The organism is Pseudomonas sp. WS 5411, assembly GCF_012985595.1.
GTDB classification, from domain to species: Bacteria; Pseudomonadota; Gammaproteobacteria; order Pseudomonadales; family Pseudomonadaceae; genus Aquipseudomonas; species Aquipseudomonas shahriarae.
This window is the reverse complement of record NZ_JAARMC010000006.1, coordinates 146,076-164,712: the sequence shown is the minus strand read 5'-3', so window position 1 is coordinate 164,712 and position 18,637 is coordinate 146,076. Positions and strand designations below refer to the sequence as shown.

Here is an 18,637-nt window from a genome sequence, read left to right as displayed (position 1 = left end):
ATCGCTGGCGGCAACGTGGGAGGCTCACTGACCTTAAGAAGGGAGGCCTCTCCATGCTTGAATCGCGCGCTGTTGCTTCGCAACCGTCTCTGGGGGCCATGCTGCCCGTATCGTTGGCTGATCCCGTCAGCCCCCCACCGACGGAATCCAACCTGGCAACTGGCGGCGAAGAGGTCCGGATCAGCCTGGTCGAGGAGAAGCCAGGCCTTGAGGCTGCACTGGGCGACAGGCAGAACCTCAAGGTACTGGGGCAAAAGCTCTACGAAGTCGCCACCCGGCTGGGGGTAAACGCCACACCCCAGGCAGTGCAGGCCGCGTTGGCGCATACCCCCCTGGACATAGACGCCGACTCCTCCTATCCCCTGGCAGACGGCAAGAGCGCCACTTTGGCGAGCGTCATCAGGCACCTGGGCCTGTTCCTGCCCCTCAGTCACTTTCATCTCACCAGCCTCGCCGATGCAGTCACTGCAAGAGCCCTGGAGCATCCGCTTGGGGATTTTGGCGGAGGGTTGTCGTGGCCGGTGCCCATGAGCCCGGATGAGCAACGCAGGCTGGGTGCGCTCGCCCAGAGCCACCTCGCAGAGCAGCCGCAGGGCGCACAAGGCCAGGGGCTGCTGGATTTTCTGAACCAGCGCCAGCCCGTTGCCACACCGGTACCGAGCAACCCCGTCAACGCCCTGGAATCCCTGGTGAGCTCCGCTGAAGGGCAGCGGCTGGGAAAGCATCTGCAAGAGCAAATGGGCGGGATAGCCACCGACCGCAGCGTCAACGACTATCTGCTGGCCGCCATCGCGGTGCAGTTGGATCCGCAGTCCATCGCCGCGCCTCATCGCAACAAGGTGGCGGGTTTCGACCTGGCCAGCGATGCGCACTGGGGTAAACCTGCCTCCTTCGTGGTGGACAGGTTGAGCAGGCACCTGAGCAGCAGTGGCAAGACCAGCCCGCAGATGGCCGGGGTAGGCGCCTATGGGTTGCTGGCCCGCAAGGCGCCTGAATTTCTGGTCAAGGACATCCCGGACCGGGTGACCTATGGCAGCCCGGCCTGGGTCAGCCTGGCAATTGCTGCGGCGACCATCGAGGCCCAGTCGCCGGGGAAAGTGCCGAACATGACCTTCGCCCAGGTCATGCAGCAGGCAGAAAGTGCGGGCACGGCCGATCCTGGTCTCACCCGCGACGCGCAGCGGGCGGCCCTGGTGGACTGGGGTGTGGTCAATGGCCTGCTCGAACGCAAGGAGGATGAGCGCTACACCGACGCAGAGCTGAACCTGCTGCAAACCACCTTCAATACCCGCCAGCGGCAAATGATCACTGCCAGCCAGTCCTTGGATAAGGACATTCCCAGTCGCAAAGCGATGGCCCTGGAGGCGCTCAAGCAACGGTTTGGCGAGCTGGGCGGGCTTGTTGAAGAGCCGTTGATCAACACTACCCATCATCCCCGTGGCGGTCCCGGAACACCGGCAACCACACTGGTCGGCCATCATTCGCTGTTGGATATCGCCATGATGGACCTGCCGTCGCCGGCGGTGTTCTATTCGGCGGACAGTCGCATTCCCCTGGCCGAATTGAATGCCAATCACCGATTTGGCATAACCGAGGCATTCAACCAGCAGTTCAATGACACGATCCGGAGTAAAAAGGCTGCGATCGCTGTCGCCATCAAACACCTGATCGCACAGCTTCCATTGGCGGATCGGAAGAAATTCGAATATGGAAAAATCACCTTCTATCAAAACCTGTCCCACACGCTAGGCCTTGGATTTACGGATAAAACCGATCATCCCAAGGGGCAGGAACTGCTGTTGAAAATTGAAGGGGAGGGTGAGCCTGCAGCATACGAAATCAACTTTGCCCAAGGTGTTATTCGATCGACTGACCTCTGGCGAGCGGATGTACGCAGCTCAAGAAAGGCCAATCTTGTCCGCGAGACCCGAGAGTTCATACCGCGCAATGACGCAGTGCAGCAGAAAAAACAAAGCGTTCCGGTAAGCAACGCGTTACTGGATAGCTTTGCTTCGGATCGCACTCGATACATCGCCGATGCATTTGTTGAACACCTTGATCTCGATGATCCCGACATAAAGGAACACGCGCGGGGGCAGACCACGTTGGACAAACAGCGGGGCAGGGCAGCAGTGGCTGAAGCGTATCTGTTGAGCCTTGTTCCGTTTTATTCGGCGATTGGCAATTTCCAGCAGGGTAATTATGGCGAAGGGGCTACTGACCTTGCGCTGGATATCTTTGGCTTGCTCAGCGCTGGCGCTGCAAACGCAGGGAAATTGGGCCGATTGGGTGGGACTGCGTTATCCGCAGCGGCGAAGGTTTTACAGGGCGCAAAGATCATTGGGGCTGCCACGATCAGTGCATTGAACCCCCTTGGCGGGTGGGGCGAGTTGGCGGTCGGCGGTGCCAGGTTGGTCGGCAAAGGCGTTTCCAAAGGGATTGAGGCGGTTAACCGGCTCAGGGGGGCTTCCGGCAGCTATGACTTGTTGAAGGCGGTCAGTAAGGACTATGGCACCGCGGCCACGGGCACGTTCAGGGTCGCAGGGCAGCGTGTCGAGGGCGGTGCGGTGCTCCAGGGCGGCAAATGGTATGCCTTCGACGCCGACAAGATGCGGCCTTATGGCGGGCCCCTTGAAGGGTTCACCGCAGAAACCAAGGCGATGGGCGGCACGCTCGCCGTGGCGCGTATTGCGCCGGGCAGTGAGCTGAGCAATCGGATGCTGCTCGAGTACAGCGTTGCACCCGCAAGCATTGCCGGGCTTTCGCGCAATAGTCAGGGGGTCTACGTCGCGGCTGATGGCCACCTGTCCCATATCCGCCACACCGACAGCGCTGGTAAGACTGCGGTCTATGAAGTCCGACAAGTCACCCGTACCGAGGATGGGGTGGTGCAGGCTCGGATCTATCACAACGGTCGGCAGACGCCGCTGCTGGTCCAGCATGTACAGGGCGATCAGTGGCAGCGCCTGCGTTTGCCCGGCGCCGCTCCGCAATCGGTGGCAGACGATCTGGGGGAGGTGATTGGACTTGGCGGCGAGGGGGGCATCTACGCAAGTCGCGACGGGAAAAGTGTCTACAAGGATCTTGGCCCTACCTCAATCAAACCTCCCGCTAAATACGTCAGCATGGAGGCGATATCGCTGAATAAATATTATGGTGAGGGGTTTGCAAGTGTGATCATCGAGGACGGTCGTAAATATATAAAGATGGGCAAAGTCGATGGCGTGGATCTCAGTAAGTTTGAGAGAAACAGTTTGCCGCCAGAAGCGCGATCATTAATGGATGATGTATTGGCGCAGATGGAGGCCAAGGATATCTATCACAATGATCTGCAATTAAAGAACTTTATGTATTCGGCCAAAGACCAGAGGATTTATCCGGTGGATATGGATTCGCAGGGTGCGGAGTTTATGGTGCCGGTGGTGATGGCGGCTTATAAGCGACAGAAGGAGGAACTGCGCAGGGCGTTTGCCAGCCTTGTCGCTAAAGCCCCTTGAGCAACTTGCGATGCCCCCTGCCGGTGTTTAACGGCAGGGGGGGGGGGGGCGACTGCCCTGGCCACAGGCGGATCCCGTGCTTAAAGGTTGAAATCCCCTTCAGCCACCAACTCGGTCAAAGGCCGGCGCGGGCTGGGAGCCTCCCGGGCCTGCAGGTAGTCCGCCAGAGTCGATTTGTCACCGAGCTTGCCCACGGCGACGGCCGCGTGCAGCGCATAACCCTCGGGGATCTTCAGTTCCTTGCGGGTCAGCTCCTGATCGAAACCGGCCATGCCGTGGGTGTGCCAGCCGCTGAGGCTGGCCTGCAGCGCCAGGTGGCCCCAGGCCGAGCCGGTGTCAAAGGTGTGCCAGAGTGCCGGGGTTTCTTCAGTGGCGCCGGGCACCGCAAAGTCGGTTTTCGAGATCACGATCACCAATGCCGACGCATGTTGTGCCCAGCCACGGTTGAACTCGTTCAGCAGGCCCAGATACCGTTGCCAATCCGGCGTATCGCGCCGCGCGTACAAAAAGCGCCAGGGCTGCGAGTTATAAGCCGAAGGTGCCCAGCGTGCGGCTTCGAAGAAACTCAGCAGGGTTTCCACCGCAATGCTCTCGCCGGTAAACGCACGCGGCGACCAACGTTCGGTGAACTGCGGATGAATCGGATAATCGGCAACGCGTGGCCCAGTGCTCATAAGCGCATCCTGATGAAAAAAACGGCCTTCAAAGCTACGTCGCCACTGCACGTCTGACAAGTCTCGCCTTACCGGCAGTCGTAAGCGCTTGGCCCCAGGGGGCTTGGGCACTAGACTGGCGACCTTTTCACCTACCGATACTGATGTAGAGCCATGGCCGCTAAAGTCGAACCTTTCTGGATACGCAAAACCCTTGAGCACCTCGACCAGGAGGAGTGGGAGTCGCTGTGCGACGGCTGTGGCCTGTGCTGCCTGCAAAAGCTTGAAGACGAAGACGACAACAGCGTCTATTACACGCGTATCGCCTGCAAACTGCTGGACCTGAAAACCTGCCAGTGCACCGACTACCCTAACCGCCGGGACTCGGTGCCCGATTGCATCCAGCTCACCCCGGGCCAGGCCGACCAGTTCAAGTGGCTGCCGCCGACCTGTGGCTATCGCCTGGTCAGTGAGCGCAAGGATTTGCCGCTCTGGCACCACCTGGTCTGCGGTGACCGCGATGCGGTGCACCACGAACGCATTTCCCAGTCCGGCCGCATGCTCAGCGAAGGCAGCGTGCCCGAGGACGATTGGGAGGATTACCTGATTTTCCGCGCAGGCTGAGGAGAGCGTATGACGGTCCAAGCCAAGCTGGCGGCGAGCCTGCTGTTGCTGGGGTTGAGCGCGTCGGCGTGGTCGGCGAAAAAGGTCGACCTCGATTATCACGTCAAACTGTTGCCCCAGAGCGATCAGGCCGAGGTGCGCCTGAGCCTGTCCCAGGGTTCGGCTGTGCGCAGCCTGAACTTCGACCTGGGTCGCGACGGTGACTACAGCGACTTCAAGGCCGATGGCCAGTGGCAGGTCACGCCCGACGCGGTGGCCAGTCGCGGCCTGTGGCAGCCGGGCGCCGACAAGGCCAGCCTGACCTACCGCGTGCGCCTGAGCCATGCGCGCAAGGCCGGCATCTACGAGTCGCGCATGACCCCCAGTTGGGCGCTGTTTCGCGGCGAGGATCTGGTGCCGGCGGCTCGCCTGGACCAGCAGGACGGCGTGGAGTTGGTGTCCCGGCTGACCTTCGAGCTGCCGCCGGGCTGGAAAAGCGTCGAGACCGCCTGGCCACGGATTGGCAAGCACAAGTTCCGTATCGACAATGTCTCCCGGCTGTTCGACCGGCCCACCGGCTGGATGGTCGCCGGCAGCCTGGGCAGCCGCCGGGTGCGCCTGGGCGAAACCGAAATCACCGTGGCCTCGCCCAAGGGCCAGGCCATGCGCCGCATGGACGTGCTGACCTTGCTGACATTTGTCTGGCCCCAGGTACAAGCGGCGTTTCCCCGGCATCCGGCCAAGCTGCTGCTGGTGGGCGCCAGTGACCCGATGCGCCGCGGCGCGTTCGCCGGGCGCGATTCGGTGTACCTCAATAGCCGTACGCCGCTGGTCAGTGAAAACGGCAGTAGCCCGTTGATCCGCGAAGTGGTGCAGGCCATTGGCCGGTTCAATGACCATCAGGGCAGTGACTGGATCAGTGAGGGCCTTGCGGAGTATTACGCCATCGAACTGCTGCGTCGCGCAGGCGGTATCAGCGATGAGCGTTATGGGGCGATACAGGCGCGCTTGAGCAAGGACGGCAAGGGCGTAACGACGTTACGCGGTGAACACGTCAACGGCGCCACAGTGGCGCGGGCAGTGGTGGTGTTGCAGGAGCTGGATCGTGAAATCCGCCTGAAAACCCACAACAAACGCTCCCTGGACGACCTGACCCAGGCACTGATGCGCCTGGACAGCTTCAGCACCAAGGAGTTTGTGCAGTTGGCCGAAAGCGTGATCGGCCAATCCTCGGTGGTGCTCGACAGCAAATTGCTGCGCTGAAGCTCAACGGTGGAAGCAGGTTTGTGTAGGAGTTGGGTCGCCGCATCGCTGCGATGGCGGTCTACCAGTGGCCAATGTGCTGACTGAGCTACCGTCATCGCAGGCAAGCCAGCTCCCACAGGAGTACGCGCACGTCTCGAAGATCAGGTCGGCTGTCAGGCCGCCTCGCTTTGCTTTTGATCTTAGGCGCCCCGTTAAACCACGCTGGCCGTCATCCGATATTGATTTGGGGGGTAACCCGGCAGGACGCCGGGTTAGCCGCGCTGGGCCATGGATGGCCCATCGCGGCGGCCCCCCAAATCAAAATCGGATGACGGGCACACCGAGCCTAGGCGAGGTGCCGAGTGGTGGGGCAAGAGCCCTTTTGGTTACTTTTGGGGCTCTTTTCCAAAAGTGACCCGCCGTAAGGGCGGAACCAATAGCCGCCGTTACCGCAGCAACGGATATGTACACAACCCCAAGAACCACTAGAGAAACTAGAGAAAAGAGTTGTGTAGATACCTATGCTGCGATGCGGCGCCCCGACTAAGCCAGCCCCCACCTTTGGCTTGTACCTCAGGGCGCGGTTTTTTCGGCAGCCACTTCAGCCCGAGTCTTGAGATTCTTCAGTTCCTCACCCGCGCGCTCGATGCGGGTGCGCACGCTATTCATATCCTGGCGGCTTTTTTCCAGCAGCGACTTGGCCGAACTATGGCCGCTGATCCCGCGCGCCAAGGCCACACCACCAATCGCCACCTGGATCAGGCCGAAAAAGCCACCGCGGCGAATGCCCTTGCCCATCATCACTACGCCACCGGCCAGTGAGCCAATGCGCTCCCAGCCCTGGACGTTCTGGGTCGGCTGGGTCTGGAACGGTGTCGATTCAATCATGGGTTTGAGGGTTTTGCTGTCGCTCATGGTCTGTCTCCAACAAAGGGCCATAGATATGTAACTGACTGCGGGCCAGAGGTGGATGTTCCCGCCAAATCAGTACTTGGGCCCCGAACGGGTGTTATTGCCCTTGGCCAGGCGATCGTAGAGCACCACGTTGACGGTGGCCGCGAGGTTCATGCAGCCGGTGGTCGGGATGTAGACCACATCTTCGCACCACTCGCGGATCTCTTTATCGAGGGAGCCATCTTCGGGGCCGAAGATATACAGCGCGCGATCAGGATGGGTGTATTCCGGCAGCGGCCGGGCACCGTCCACCAACTCCACGGCAACCGGAATGCAGCCCAGAGGCAGGATCTTTTTCAGGTCGTCGATGCCGATCAGCGGGATGTCGTGGTGGACTTTCTTGGTGTCGGTAATAAAGTCCCGGGCCCGCTCATAGCGTTTACCGGTGTAGAACACCGAAGCCACCCCATAGCAGCCAGCAGCGCGCATGACCGAACCGACGTTTTCGGGGGATTTGGGGTTATACAGACCGATGCAGCTGTAGCGTTTATTGCCCACGGGAGAGGGTGCCTTCGAGAAAAACCGCAATTATACGGGGATTGCTCGAGCAGCGGTCGCTATAGACATGGTGTGTTTGGGCGATTGTCATCGCGGGCAAGCCCGGCTCCCACAGGTGAACACATTTCAAATGTGGGAGCCGGGCTTGCCCGCGATGACGTCGCAACGTTCAGCGACGACCGTCAGTCGTCCTTCTTCATCAACCCCGCCAACGCCGCAAACGGGTTGTGCGTGGCCTTGGCGATGGTCGGGCTGCTGGTGGAGCCTTCGCCGAAATACTGTTGGTCGGTATAGCGCGAGTGCTCGTTGTCATGGCAGTACAAGCAGAGTAATTCCCAGTTGGAACCGTCCTGGGGGTTGTCGTCATGGTTGTGGTTACGGTGGTGCACAGTCAGTTCGCTGAGGCGCTTGCCGGCGAATTCACGGGCACAGCGGCCACACACATGGGGGTACATTTTCAGGGCTTTGTCGCGGTAGCCCATTTCCCGGTCGCGCTGGGCATCGGCAAGGATGCGGTCCAGCTTGGCGGTGTGGGAGGGCGGGTTGCTTGAGCTCATCATGGCTCCTGTTTTCTAGTGGATCACGGATGGCGTTGATTCTAGCTGCTCGCGGGGCAATAAGCCCTTGGCTTTTTCAGCCCGGGTGCCGGCTGGCGATGGGGTGCTGTGGAGCGGGGTAATAATGCCCGCCTATCTATTTAAAAACCGTTGGGAAGTTAAAGAGCGCAAAAGTTAGTCTGGGGCGAGAAAGTGTTGGACTAACTTTGCCAAGTTCTTTAATGTGGCGCCTCTTGGCCCACCGCCGCTGTGGTGTCGAGTATTCAATAAGCCTGGTCTTTCCGGGCGACCGTTAGTTTCCCGTGCAATCGGGTTTTCCCATCACGATATCAGCCTCCGCGGCTGGCGTTGTGGCGTTTCAAATCAGAGGCGCTCGTCCAGAGCGTGCTGCTGCCTATCACCGAAGTCGGGTAGGTTGAAGAGTCTGATGATCGTCTTTCCAATAATAAAAACGACGAATTACCCTGTGCTTATAAATTCATGACTCTGGAATTATATTCTGTGTGAGTTGTAAGTTTGTGGTGCGTGTTAATAAGTTTTGATGCTCATTTTGCTTGTATTCAACGGCTCGGTCTTCAATTCAATACATGCAATTTGTTGTAGAGGCTGTTGTGTCTAAAGGTGTTGTTCTGGCGGTTTCCGCTTCTTTCCTGTTTGGTGTGCTGTATTTCTTTACCTCTCTTCTTGAGCCTTTGGATGGCCAGCAGATATTTGCCTGGCGAATCCTTATTTCGTTGCCCTTCATGACGCTGCTGCTCGCCCTGTCCGGGGATTGGCAATGGGTGCCGCTGATCTACAAGCGCTTGCGCGAGAAACCGGCCTTGCTGCCCTGCGTGGTGCTGACCAGCGCGCTGGTGGGCGTGCAGTTATGGATCTTTATGTGGGCGCCGCTCAATGGCCACGGCCTGGACGTTTCCCTGGGTTACTTCCTGTTGCCGCTGACCATGGTCATTACCGGGCGTATCGTTTATGGCGAACGCCTTTCCCATCTGCAAAAGATTGCCGCCGTGTTGGCTGCGGTGGGGGTGGGCAATGAGTTGTACCGCACGGGTGGGTTTTCCTGGACCACCCTGGTGGTCTGCGTCGGTTACCCGCTGTATTTCGTCCTGCGCCGGCGCTGTGGCACCGACAACCTGGGCGGTTTATGGCTGGACATGATGCTGATGATCCCGGTGGCGCTGTGGTTCATCCTCGGCGGCCACCCCATCGGCGAGACGCTGGCGCAGCGCCCGGCGTTGTACTGGCTGGTGCCAGTGATGGGCCTGGTCAGTGCGGCGGCAGGTTATTGCTACATCCTCGCCAGCCGCCTGTTGCCCTTCAGCCTGTTCGGTCTGCTCAGTTACGCTGAGCCGGTGCTGCTGGTGGCGGTGTCGCTGATGCTGGGCGACAGCCTCAAGCCGGGCCAGTGGATGACCTACCTGCCCATCTGGCTGGCGGTGGTGGTGCTGGTGCTGGAAGGTTTGCGGCATCTGAATCGCCTGCGCCGCTCGATCTGACCGGCGCGCCCTTCAGCCCTTGAGTTTCTCGGCAATCCAGATGGTATGCCGGGTGCCCTTGTTGCCATGGGCAAAGACTTGCACTTCCTCGGCCTTGAAGCCGGCCTTGCGCAATTTGTCGCTGAACTGCTTGTCGGCGCTGGCCGACCACACGGCCAGCACGCCCTTGGGGCGCAGGGCCTTGGCGCAGGCGCTTAGGCCGCCGGCGGAGTACAGCCAGCTGTTGGCTTTCTGCGTCAGGCCTTCGGGGCCGTTGTCGACGTCGAGCATGATTGCATCAAAGCCCTGGGGCTCGGCCTGCAGCACCTTGGCCACGTCTTCCAGACGGATCACGGTGCGCGGGTCCTGCAGCGGGTTGCCGGATTTTTCCCCGAGCGGGCCGCGATTCCACTCCACCACGCCCGGCACCAATTCAGCCACCACCACTTCGGCCGTCTTGCCCAGGTGCTTGAGGGCCGAGGCCAGGGTGAAGCCCATGCCCAGGCCGCCAATCAATACCCGTGAGCCGGGGCGTCCGGCGACCTTGCGGCAGGGAATCTCTGCCAGGGCATCTTCGGAACCGTGCATGCGCGTGTTCATCAATTGCCCGCCGTCACCGCCCTGGATCTTGATCACAAAATCCTCGCCGTATTCGAACAGGCACAGGGCGCCGCCGTTATCGGGGATCGGGGTGGTGTCGAGCAGCACGAAACGTTTCATGGAAATCTCATTGGGAAGGGCATTCTTGCGCGGTTGGGAGTAGCCTTGGGACTGGTTAACAGTCAGGCCATGGAGCCATCGATGAAGTGCAGCATTCTAGCGGTCATTGTAGGAAGTGTGCTCACATTGGGTGCCGCACATGCCCAGCAGTTGCAACCGGTGCCGAATACGCCGGCGACCACCACCGGCGCGCCGGGCACTGCAACGCCGACCCCGTATCCGCAAATCACCCCGCCAACCGCACCCAAGCCACAAGGGGCCGGGGTGCCGTTGCCACCGATTGAAATGCCCAAGCCGCCCAAGGACCAGACCTTGCCCGGCCTGCAGCAAAACGACAGCAAGCCGAAGGCGGCGGGTTCTTAAACCAGCCCCAGGGCCTTGAACACAAAGGCGTATTCCAGGGCCACATCACGCAAACCCTGGTAACGGCCGCTCATGCCGCCATGGCCTGCGCCCAGTTCGGTCTTGAGCAGCAGCAGGTTGTCGTCGGTCTTGGTGGCCCGCAGCTTGGCCACCCATTTGGCGGCTTCCCAGTACTGCACGCGGCTGTCGTTATAGCCAGCGATCACCAGCATCGCCGGGTAGGCCTGGGCGCTGACGTTTTCGTAGGGCGCATAGGCCTTGATCCGCTCATACACCTCGGGCTCCTGTGGGTTGCCCCATTCGTCATATTCGGTGACGGTCAGTGGCAGGTCCGGGTCGAGCATGGTGTTGAGTACATCGACAAAAGGCACTTCGGCAATCGCCGCCTGGAACAGCTCCGGGCGCTGGTTGAGCACGGCACCGATCAACAGCCCGCCGGCGCTGCCGCCGCTGATAGCCAGTTGTTTGGAGGTGGTCAGGCCCTCGGCGATCAGGTGTTCGGCGCAGGCAATAAAATCGCTGAACGTGTTTTGCTTGTGCTCCTGCTTGCCGGCGCGGTACCAGGCTTCGCCCAATTCGCCGCCACCGCGCACATGGGCAATGGCAAACGCCACGCCACGGTCCAGCAGGCTCAGGCGCGCATGGGAAAACCACGGGTCGAGGCTCGAACCGTAGGCGCCGTAGCCGTACAGGTACAGCGGCGTTGGCTGGCCCACCTGGTCGCGCTTGACCACCAGGCTGATCGGCACCTGGGTACCATCGGCAGAGGTGGCCCATAGCCGCTGGCTGACATAATCGTCGGCATTGAACACGCCCAATACCGGGGTTTCCTTGAGCACTTGCTGCGCGCCGCTGGCCAGTTCCAACTGGCGGACCTGGGCCGGACGATTGAGTGCTTCATAGCGCAGGCGGATCTTGTCGCTGTCGAATTCCAGGCTGTTTTGCACGTACAGGCTGTAGGCCGCGTCTGGTAATTCCACGCGGTAAGTCGGCAGGTCTTGTGGGTGCACGTCGATTACCGGCAAGCCGCCAATGCGCAGGCTCAGGGTCATGGCCCGGGCGTTGAGGGTCACGCCATCGAGCATCACTGCGTCATCGTGGGCAATCAGGTTGTGCCACTGGTCTTCAGTGGGCACGCGGCCGTTGTCAGCCGCCTGGAACAGCGCAAAGTTGATGCCATCGCGGTTGCTGCGGATAAACCAGGTCCATTGGTCGTCCAGCTTGCCGTGGTCGACATCGTATTCATGACCTTCAACCCGTGGCGCCAGGCAGGCAAATGCCTGTTGCGGCTGCTCGGCGTCCAGGGCCCAGACTTCGCTGGTGGTCTTGCTGCCCAGCGACAGCAGCAATTGGCGCTCGGAACTGGAGCGGTAGCAATGCAGGAAAAAGCGCCCGTCGGGCTCGTGAAACACTTCTTCGGCGGCGGTGCCGTCCAGCCGATAGCGATACAGCTTGTGCGGGCGATGGGTGTCGTCCAGTTCACCGAAGAACAGCGTCAGGCTGTCGTTGGCCCAGGTCATGCTGCCGTCGCAGTCTTCGAAGGCCAGTTCACTGACCTTGCCTGAAGACAATTCCTTCACGTACAGGGTGTAGATCTCTTCGCCGTTGGTATCCAGGCTGTAGGCCAGGCGCTTGTGGTCCGGGCTGATGCTGAAGGCACCGAGGGAGAAAAAACCACCATTGGCCAGCACATTCGGGTCCAGCAGCAATTCTTCGGCGCTTTCGTCGATCTGCTGGCTGTCGTCGGCCGGGCGTGGGCAGCGGTAATGCCGCGCGTATTCGTCACCGGCAGTGGTGCGCGTGTAATACAGGTACGGGCCCCAGGGCGAGGGCAGTGACAGGTCGGTCTCGAGGATACGGCCCTTGATCTCCTGGAACAGGCTTTCGCGCAACGCGCTCTGCTCCTCAAGTTGCGCCTCTTGCCAGGCATTTTCGGCCTTGAGGTAGTCGAGCACCTCGCTGTTGTCGCGCTCCTGCAACCAGGCGTACGGGTCCTGGCCTGAATCCTGGCGGGCAATCGGGGCGGCAGCGGCGTGGGTCGATGAAGGCATGGATCACTCTCTGTCTGGGGGTGGGCCGACGGCGTTGCAGCCGTGGCACTCAAAAGCCGTTATCATACGGGCCTGTTTGCCTACCTTGCCATGGACACCATGACCGAGAACGACTATCTGACCGCTTGGGGCCTCTACGCCTTCGCCGCTTTGGGCTGCCTGCTGGTGTGGTTTCGCCTGACCCGCTGGATCTGGCGCTGGCTGCGCGAACCGCTGCGGTTGCTGATGGCGGTGCTGCTGTTGAGCCCGACCATTGTCGACCCGGTCAAGGAGCAATTCGCCCCGGCCGTGGCCATCACCGCCCTGGATCTGTTGCTCAAAGTGGGCAATAACGCCTGGCGGGCGGTGTCCGACTTGCTGATGTACGCCATGATCGCCTTTGGCCTGTACCTGGTCTTTGTGCTGATCCGCTGGCCCATCGAACGGGCCGCCAAGGCCCGGCGTGAGCAGAAAGCCGCCGCTGCGGCAGCGGTTGCGGCCGAGCCTGAGGACGACGAACCCTATGGCCGTGCGCCGGCCCCCGTCAGTGGTATGCGGGTCGAACCGCGTCTTTAACGTTGTTTGCCCAGCATCGAGAGTCCTGGCATGTGTGAATTATTGGGCATGAGTGCCAACGTACCGACCGACATCGTGTTCAGCTTCACCGGGCTGATGCAGCGCGGTGGGCGCACCGGGCCGCACCGCGATGGCTGGGGCATTGCCTTCTACGAGGGCCGTGGCTTGCGGCTGTTCCAGGACCCGGCGGCCAGCAGCGAGTCGGAAGTGGCGCTGCTGGTGCAGCGTTATCCGATCAAGAGTGAAGTGGTGATTGGCCATATCCGCCAGGCCAACGTCGGCAAGGTGAGCCTGTCCAACACCCATCCGTTCGTCCGCGAGTTGTGGGGGCGCAATTGGTGTTTCGCCCATAACGGCCAACTCGCCGACTTCACGCCCCGGGCCACGTTCTACCGCCCGGTGGGCGATACCGACAGCGAAGCCGCCTTCTGCGACCTGCTCAACCGCATCCGTGAGGCGTTTCCCGAGCCCGTGGATATCGAGCAGGTGCTGCCGGACCTGATCGCCGCCTGCGCCGAATACCGCAGCAAGGGCGTGTTCAACTGCCTGCTCAGTGATGGTGATTGGCTGTTTTGCTACTGCTCGACCAAACTGGCGCAGATCACCCGCCGCGCACCCTTTGGCCCGGCACGCCTCAAAGATGTCGACGTGATCGTCGATTTTCAGGCCGAAACCACGCCAAACGATGTGGTGACGGTGATTGCCACCGAACCCTTGACCGAAAACGAGACCTGGACCCGCTACGAACCGGGCCAGTGGAGCCTGTGGCGGCGCGGCGAATGCGTCAGCCAGGGCACAACTGCATAAGGACGTTGATTATGTTGCTCAGCTATCTGCGCCTGGTGTTGTTTGCCATTGGCTTGTTGGTCGGGGTGCAAGTCCCGGGGTTTATCAACGACTACGCCAAGCGGGTCGAGGCCCATTTGATCGAGGCCCAGACCGGCCTGCGCGGTTTTGAAAGCACTGCGCAGCAGTTCTTCAAAGGCGATTTACAGGCCCTGGTCGCCCATTACCGCGCCAGCGATGACCCGGTATTTCGCAGCGATGCCAACAGCCTCGGCAGTTTGCTCGATCGCCAGGTGGCGTTGGACAAGCAGTTCCAGGCCATGCAGGGACCGTGGTACATCCGCGCCTTGCAGGTGGCGGTGGCCGCCGACCCGGATATCCGCCGGGAAACCTGGAATGGCTACAGCTACCAGATCCTCCTGACCCCCGAGGCCATGGGCTGGGGATTGGGTGGGGCGATGCTGCTGTCGTTCGGCCTGGAGTGCCTGTTCCGTTTGATTGACTGGGTGGTGCTGGGCGGCAAGCGTCTGCGCCAGAGCCGGCCGATTGAAGAGCGGGACCTCAAAGGCCTCTGAATACGCCACAGATCTCAAGGTTGGAGCCAGCTCCCACCGGGAGGAATGCAGCTTCACGCTCTGGCTCTGCTTTTGATCCGGCTTTTGATCTGGCTTTTGATCTGGCTTTTGATCTGGCTTTTGATCTTGATCTTAGGCGCCCCGTTAAACCACGATGGCCGCAGGCAGGTATTGCGCAGTGGGCACCCCGGCATGGATGCCGGGGTAGCCGCGACACGGCCATGGATGGCCGATCGCGGCGGGCCCACGGAGCAATGCCTGACTGCGGGCATGCCGAGCCTAGGCGAGGCACCGAGTGGTGGGGCAAAAGCGCTTTGGTTACTTTCGCGCTCTTCGAAAGTGACCCGCCGTAAGGGCGGAACCAATAGCCGCCGTTACCGCAGCAATGGATATGTACACATACCCAGAGGATAGCTGTGTAGATACCCATGCTGCGATAGCGTCACCGCGATGCAACTGATGTACCGAGGTGCTCGCATCGCAGGCAAGCCAGCTCCCACACAAACCAGCTCCCACACAAGCCCGCGCCTGCTAGGTTTAATCGGGTTTCTTCTGGTTGAGCACCATGCGCTCTTCACCCACCTCCTCGGCATACCGCGCCGCTACGCTTTGGCACAGCGCGACGATTTCCTCCACCAACTCCACCCCCACCCGCCACGACACCACCACCTGCAGGTTCGGCAAGCGCTGCGCCATGGGCAGCAATATCAACTCACCCCGCGCCAACTCTTCGCTGACCAGCACCGGCGGCAACGCGCCGATACCGAAGCCGTCGCGCAGCAGGCGGGTGATGGCCGACACCGAGTTCACGCAGTTCATGCGCGGCGCCGCGACGCCATGGGCTTGCATCAGGCTCAGCACATCCTGGTGCGGATGGGAGTTTTTCGAGTAGGTGATGATCCGTTCCTGGGCCAGTTCGGCCAGGGAGGTGTAATCACGGTTGTAGATCGAATGGCTGGCGACGATCCAGCCCATGGGGTGGCTGGCCAGCTCCAGGCTGCGCACTGATTCCTGGCGCAGCAGGTCGGTTTGCAGGATCAGGTCGAGAAAGCCTTTTTGCAGCTGATCGCAGAGGTTCAGCGCTGTATCGGCGACCAGTTCGATTTCCACCAGGGGGAAATGGTTCATCAACTCGGTCACCAAGGGGCTGAGCCAGGTATGAATCACCGTGTCCATCACGCCGATACGGATGCGTCCGACCTTGCTGCTGGTGGTTTCCAGCGACTGCTTGAGCCCCTGCATGGTGATCATCATCTGCTCGGCATACTCGAGCACCTTCACCCCATCCGGGGTCAGGCTCACGCCACGCGAGTCACGCAGGAACAGTTTCACCCCCAACTCGCTTTCCAGCACCGCAATGCGGCTGGAGATCGAGGCCTGGGTGGTGAACAGCTTCTCTGCCGTGAGCCGGAAGCTCTTGAGTCGGGCCACCCAGACGAAGGTTTCGAGGAACTTCAAATTCATGGGATCAACTTTTTCTTATGCATGGATCGGTTTTTATTAGTTGGACGCAACAGGGGCTGCGCGCCAAAAATCGGGCTGTCTCACGATAAGCGTCGTCGGGGCTCAGGACAACATCGTTGCGAGATCTTGGTAAAAGATCCCACACTACAAAAAAATAAAGCCTACAGGAGTCTTCACCGTGAGCCGCCTGCTATTGAACTGCGACATCGGCGAAAGTTTTGGCGCCTGGACCATGGGTCTGGATGCCGAGGTCATGCCATTCATTGATTGCGCCAATATCGCCTGCGGCTTCCACGCCGGCGACCCGAGCATCATGCGCAAGACCGTCGCCCTGGCGTTGCAGCATGGCGTGCAGATCGGTGCGCACCCGGCGTATCAGGACCTGGCAGGTTTTGGCCGGCGCTCCATGGCCTATACACCTCAGGAAATCCAGGACCTGCTGCATTACCAGATCGGTGCCCTCGATGGTATTTGCCGGGCCCAGGGTGGCCGGGTCAGCTACGTCAAACCCCATGGTGCGATGTACAACGACATGATGGCCAAGCCTGCGCAACTGCGTGCAGTGATCCAGGCCGTGGCGGCGTATGACGCCAGCCTGCCATTGATGCTGATGGCCACCCGTGACAACAGCGCCGCCCAGGCCTTGGGGGATGAGTACGGCGTGACCCTGTGGTTCGAAGCCTTCGCCGACCGCGCCTATGACAACGCCGGGCACCTGGTCTCGCGGCAGTTGCCGGGCGCGGTGCATCACGATGCGCAGGTCATTCTCGAGCAGGCCTTGACCATTGCCCGTGGCGAAACCCTGGTTGCCAGCGATGGCAGCCCCTTGCTGTTGCAGGCCAACACCCTCTGCGTGCATGGCGATAACGCCAGCTCGGTGGCGGCGGTGCAGCGTATTCGCCAGGCGTTGACGCCAGCATGAACCCACGGATTGAAGTGGTAGCCATCGACTGCCTGATGGTGCGCCTGTTTGATGTGATCGCCGAAGACAACATGCCCTGGATGCTCGCTGCCACGCGCCGCCTGCGCGAGGGATTTGGCGCGGCGCTGGTGGACCTGGTGCCTTCCTACACGACCCTGATGGTGCATTACGACCTGCTGGCGCTGAGTCCGGCACAGGCGCGGGAACTGATCAATCAGGCCCTCACGGGCTTGCAGCCGCAGGCCCAGGGCAGCGGGCAGTGTCATATCTTGCCGGTGTGGTACGACCTCAGCGTCGGCCCTGAGCTGACCTTGCTCGCCCAGCGCAGCGGGCTTGCGGTCAACGAGGTGATTCGCCGCCACAGCCAGCATCAATACCAGGTCTTTGCCCTTGGTTTTGCCCCCGGTTTTGCCTTTATGGGGCTGGTGGAAGAGCAACTCGCGGCGCCGCGTCTGGGCACCCCGCGCAAACGGGTGGCGGCGGGCAGCGTCGGTATTGCCGAGCGTCAGACCGCAGCCTATCCGGTGGAATCCCCGGGGGGCTGGAACCTGATCGGGCGCACCCCGGCCAAATTGTTCGACCGCGAACGCGACGGCTACAGCCTGATGCAGCCGGGCGACAGTGTGCGTTTCGAAGCCATCGGGCGTGCTGAATTTATCAACCTGGGTGGCGATGACACGCCCTTGGAGGCCCAGGTATGAGCCGCTTGTTGATCGAGGCCAGCACCGCGCTGTGCTTGTTGCAGGATGCCGGGCGTTTTGGTGTGCGGCATCTGGGCGTGACCCAGGGCGGCGCGCTGGATTGGGTGTCGATGTCCTGGGCCAACTGGCTGCTGGGCAATTCGCTGGATGCGCCGGTGGTGGAAATCACCCTGGGCGGTTTTACCGTGCAGGCCGAGGAGCTTTGCGTGCTGGCCCTGGCCGGCGCGGACCTGGGCGCGTACATCGACGAGCGCGCCATCAGCCCAGGCCGCAGTTTCATTCTGCAAAAAGGCCAGCGCTTGCGCTTCACCCAACCCCACCGCGGTGCACGGGCTTACCTGGCGGCGCCAGGCGGGTTTGACGCGCCCAAGGTGCTGGGCAGTTGTGCCAGTGTCGGGCGCGAAGCCCTCGGCGGGCTGGACGGTTTTGGCCGGGCCCTGGCTGAAGGTGGGTCCCTGGTGTATTCCGGCACCGGCAGTCAGTTGCGTGAGTTGCCGGTTGAGCGGTTGCAATCCACCGCGCCCCTGGACGTGATCCTCGGCGCGCAGATCGGCCAGTTCAGTGGCCAGAGCCTGTTCGATGCCTTCAATACCGAATGGACCCTGGACAGCCGCGCCGACCGCATGGGCATGCGCCTGCTGGGCACGCCGTTGGCGTATCAGGGACCGTCGCTGATCTCCGAAGGCATCCCGTTGGGTGCGATCCAGGTACCGCCGGATGGGCAGCCGATTGTATTGCTCAATGATCGCCAGACCATTGGCGGCTACCCGCGATTGGGGGCTTTGACGCCATTGGCGTTGGCGCGCCTGGCCCAGTGTCTGCCGGGGGAGAAGGTGAGGCTGGCGCCGATGATGCAGGAGACGGCGCATCGCGAGCATCTGAGCTATTTGCAGCGATTTACGAATCGCTAAAGGCATCGCAGGCAAGCCAGCTCCCACATTTGGACTGCATTCACAAAGCAAAATATGTGAATGCATGCTGAATGTGGGAGCTGGCTTGCCTGCGATAGCGGCGGTGA

General features: G+C 61.2%; 18 protein-coding genes. 11 read left to right on the top strand and 7 right to left on the bottom strand.

What is annotated here, in order from left to right; translation table 11 throughout:
• Positions 1-53: 53 nt before the first annotated feature.
• Positions 54-3,497 (top strand): hypothetical protein, encoded by a 3,444-nt coding sequence (locus HBR93_RS12245; RefSeq protein WP_169960402.1) that lies wholly within the window; start codon positions 54-56, stop codon positions 3,495-3,497.
• An 80-nt stretch (positions 3,498-3,577) separates the two neighbouring features.
• Here HBR93_RS12245 and HBR93_RS12240 read toward each other — a convergent pair whose 3' ends face one another.
• Positions 3,578-4,171 carry a nitroreductase family protein gene (locus HBR93_RS12240; RefSeq protein WP_169960401.1) on the bottom strand — a complete coding sequence of 198 codons (594 nt, stop codon included), beginning with the start codon at positions 4,169-4,171 and terminating at the stop codon, positions 3,578-3,580.
• Positions 4,172-4,324: 153 nt separating this feature from the next.
• Between HBR93_RS12240 and HBR93_RS12235 the strand changes: the two genes are divergently transcribed.
• Complete coding sequence (locus HBR93_RS12235) at positions 4,325-4,774, top strand: YcgN family cysteine cluster protein (protein WP_029292333.1); 450 nt, start codon at positions 4,325-4,327, stop codon at positions 4,772-4,774.
• A 9-nt stretch (positions 4,775-4,783) separates the two neighbouring features.
• A complete protein-coding gene (locus HBR93_RS12230; RefSeq protein ID WP_169960400.1) occupies positions 4,784-6,016 on the top strand; it encodes a hypothetical protein in 1,233 nt (410 codons plus the stop codon).
• A gap of 555 nt (positions 6,017-6,571) precedes the next feature.
• Here the strand turns inward: HBR93_RS12230 and HBR93_RS12225 are convergent.
• The 3 genes from HBR93_RS12225 to HBR93_RS12215 all read right to left on the bottom strand — a co-directional run bounded on the left by HBR93_RS12225 (position 6,572) and on the right by HBR93_RS12215 (position 8,007).
• Positions 6,572-6,913: a DUF2892 domain-containing protein gene (locus HBR93_RS12225; protein ID WP_057958810.1), complete on the bottom strand. Its 342-nt coding sequence runs from the start codon at positions 6,911-6,913 to the stop codon at positions 6,572-6,574.
• A gap of 69 nt (positions 6,914-6,982) precedes the next feature.
• Entirely contained in the window at positions 6,983-7,450 is a 468-nt protein-coding gene (locus HBR93_RS12220) for an RNA methyltransferase (RefSeq protein WP_057441281.1), read from the bottom strand.
• Positions 7,451-7,632: 182 nt separating this feature from the next.
• Positions 7,633-8,007, bottom strand: coding sequence for a YajD family HNH nuclease (locus tag HBR93_RS12215; protein ID WP_038448187.1), 375 nt, complete (start codon positions 8,005-8,007; stop codon positions 7,633-7,635).
• Positions 8,008-8,618: 611 nt separating this feature from the next.
• Between HBR93_RS12215 and rarD the strand changes: the two genes are divergently transcribed.
• Positions 8,619-9,503: an EamA family transporter RarD gene (gene rarD, locus HBR93_RS12210; RefSeq protein WP_057441280.1), complete on the top strand. Its 885-nt coding sequence runs from the start codon at positions 8,619-8,621 to the stop codon at positions 9,501-9,503.
• A gap of 12 nt (positions 9,504-9,515) precedes the next feature.
• Here the strand turns inward: rarD and HBR93_RS12205 are convergent, their stop codons facing one another.
• Positions 9,516-10,202 (bottom strand): hypothetical protein, encoded by a 687-nt coding sequence (locus HBR93_RS12205; protein ID WP_057441278.1) that lies wholly within the window; start codon positions 10,200-10,202, stop codon positions 9,516-9,518.
• Between the two features lie 81 nt (positions 10,203-10,283).
• On the opposite strand from HBR93_RS12205, the gene HBR93_RS12200 reads away from it, so the two are divergent.
• Positions 10,284-10,565, top strand: coding sequence for a hypothetical protein (locus tag HBR93_RS12200; protein ID WP_057441276.1), 282 nt, complete (start codon positions 10,284-10,286; stop codon positions 10,563-10,565).
• On the opposite strand, the gene HBR93_RS12195 is transcribed toward HBR93_RS12200, so the two are convergent.
• A complete protein-coding gene (locus HBR93_RS12195) occupies positions 10,562-12,616 on the bottom strand; it encodes a S9 family peptidase (protein ID WP_115127618.1) in 2,055 nt (684 codons plus the stop codon). The genes HBR93_RS12200 and HBR93_RS12195 overlap by 4 nt on opposite strands.
• Before the next feature lie 90 nt (positions 12,617-12,706).
• Between HBR93_RS12195 and HBR93_RS12190 the strand changes: the two genes are divergently transcribed.
• The 3 genes from HBR93_RS12190 to HBR93_RS12180 are packed head-to-tail and all read left to right on the top strand — an operon-like array spanning position 12,707 to position 14,532.
• Complete coding sequence (locus HBR93_RS12190) at positions 12,707-13,171, top strand: MFS transporter (protein WP_225923868.1); 465 nt, start codon at positions 12,707-12,709, stop codon at positions 13,169-13,171.
• A 30-nt stretch (positions 13,172-13,201) separates the two neighbouring features.
• The gene (locus tag HBR93_RS12185; protein WP_057441274.1) at positions 13,202-13,978 is read left to right on the top strand and encodes a class II glutamine amidotransferase; all 777 of its coding nucleotides are present in this window, start codon (positions 13,202-13,204) and stop codon (positions 13,976-13,978) included.
• Positions 13,979-13,989: 11 nt separating this feature from the next.
• Positions 13,990-14,532, top strand: a complete 543-nt coding sequence (locus HBR93_RS12180; RefSeq protein ID WP_057958812.1) for a DUF2937 family protein — start codon at positions 13,990-13,992, stop codon at positions 14,530-14,532.
• 537 nt (positions 14,533-15,069) lie between these two features.
• Here HBR93_RS12180 and HBR93_RS12175 read toward each other — a convergent pair.
• The gene (locus HBR93_RS12175) at positions 15,070-15,996 is read right to left on the bottom strand and encodes a LysR family transcriptional regulator (RefSeq protein ID WP_169960399.1); all 927 of its coding nucleotides are present in this window, start codon (positions 15,994-15,996) and stop codon (positions 15,070-15,072) included.
• A gap of 178 nt (positions 15,997-16,174) precedes the next feature.
• On the opposite strand from HBR93_RS12175, the gene HBR93_RS12170 reads away from it, so the two are divergent.
• The 3 genes from HBR93_RS12170 to HBR93_RS12160 are packed head-to-tail and all read left to right on the top strand — an operon-like array spanning position 16,175 to position 18,530.
• Positions 16,175-16,918: a 5-oxoprolinase subunit PxpA gene (locus HBR93_RS12170; RefSeq protein WP_057441272.1), complete on the top strand. Its 744-nt coding sequence runs from the start codon at positions 16,175-16,177 to the stop codon at positions 16,916-16,918.
• A complete protein-coding gene (gene pxpB / locus HBR93_RS12165) occupies positions 16,915-17,619 on the top strand; it encodes a 5-oxoprolinase subunit PxpB (protein ID WP_169960398.1) in 705 nt (234 codons plus the stop codon). The genes HBR93_RS12170 and pxpB overlap by 4 nt, the downstream gene beginning before the upstream one ends.
• Positions 17,616-18,530 carry a biotin-dependent carboxyltransferase family protein gene (locus tag HBR93_RS12160; protein ID WP_169960397.1) on the top strand — a complete coding sequence of 305 codons (915 nt, stop codon included), beginning with the start codon at positions 17,616-17,618 and terminating at the stop codon, positions 18,528-18,530. Before pxpB ends, HBR93_RS12160 begins: the two co-directional genes overlap by 4 nt.
• The last annotated feature ends 107 nt before the right edge of the window (positions 18,531-18,637 follow it).

Excerpts from the sequence above, each read along its gene's own strand:
- HBR93_RS12200 (WP_057441276.1), top strand. The coding sequence starts at position 10,284 with ATGAAGTGCAGCATTCTAGCGGTCATTGTAGGAAGTGTGCTCACATTG.
- HBR93_RS12215 (WP_038448187.1), bottom strand. The coding sequence starts at position 8,007 with ATGAGCTCAAGCAACCCGCCCTCCCACACCGCCAAGCTGGACCGCATC.
- HBR93_RS12230 (WP_169960400.1), top strand. The coding sequence starts at position 4,784 with ATGACGGTCCAAGCCAAGCTGGCGGCGAGCCTGCTGTTGCTGGGGTTG.
- HBR93_RS12180 (WP_057958812.1), top strand. The coding sequence starts at position 13,990 with ATGTTGCTCAGCTATCTGCGCCTGGTGTTGTTTGCCATTGGCTTGTTG.
- HBR93_RS12190 (WP_225923868.1), top strand. The coding sequence starts at position 12,707 with ATGGACACCATGACCGAGAACGACTATCTGACCGCTTGGGGCCTCTAC.
- HBR93_RS12245 (WP_169960402.1), top strand. The coding sequence starts at position 54 with ATGCTTGAATCGCGCGCTGTTGCTTCGCAACCGTCTCTGGGGGCCATG.
- HBR93_RS12195 (WP_115127618.1), bottom strand. The coding sequence starts at position 12,616 with ATGCCTTCATCGACCCACGCCGCTGCCGCCCCGATTGCCCGCCAGGAT.
- pxpB (WP_169960398.1), top strand. The coding sequence starts at position 16,915 with ATGAACCCACGGATTGAAGTGGTAGCCATCGACTGCCTGATGGTGCGC.
- HBR93_RS12225 (WP_057958810.1), bottom strand. The coding sequence starts at position 6,913 with ATGAGCGACAGCAAAACCCTCAAACCCATGATTGAATCGACACCGTTC.
- HBR93_RS12175 (WP_169960399.1), bottom strand. The coding sequence starts at position 15,996 with ATGAATTTGAAGTTCCTCGAAACCTTCGTCTGGGTGGCCCGACTCAAG.
- HBR93_RS12235 (WP_029292333.1), top strand. The coding sequence starts at position 4,325 with ATGGCCGCTAAAGTCGAACCTTTCTGGATACGCAAAACCCTTGAGCAC.
- HBR93_RS12160 (WP_169960397.1), top strand. The coding sequence starts at position 17,616 with ATGAGCCGCTTGTTGATCGAGGCCAGCACCGCGCTGTGCTTGTTGCAG.
- HBR93_RS12205 (WP_057441278.1), bottom strand. The coding sequence starts at position 10,202 with ATGAAACGTTTCGTGCTGCTCGACACCACCCCGATCCCCGATAACGGC.
- HBR93_RS12185 (WP_057441274.1), top strand. The coding sequence starts at position 13,202 with ATGTGTGAATTATTGGGCATGAGTGCCAACGTACCGACCGACATCGTG.
- HBR93_RS12240 (WP_169960401.1), bottom strand. The coding sequence starts at position 4,171 with ATGAGCACTGGGCCACGCGTTGCCGATTATCCGATTCATCCGCAGTTC.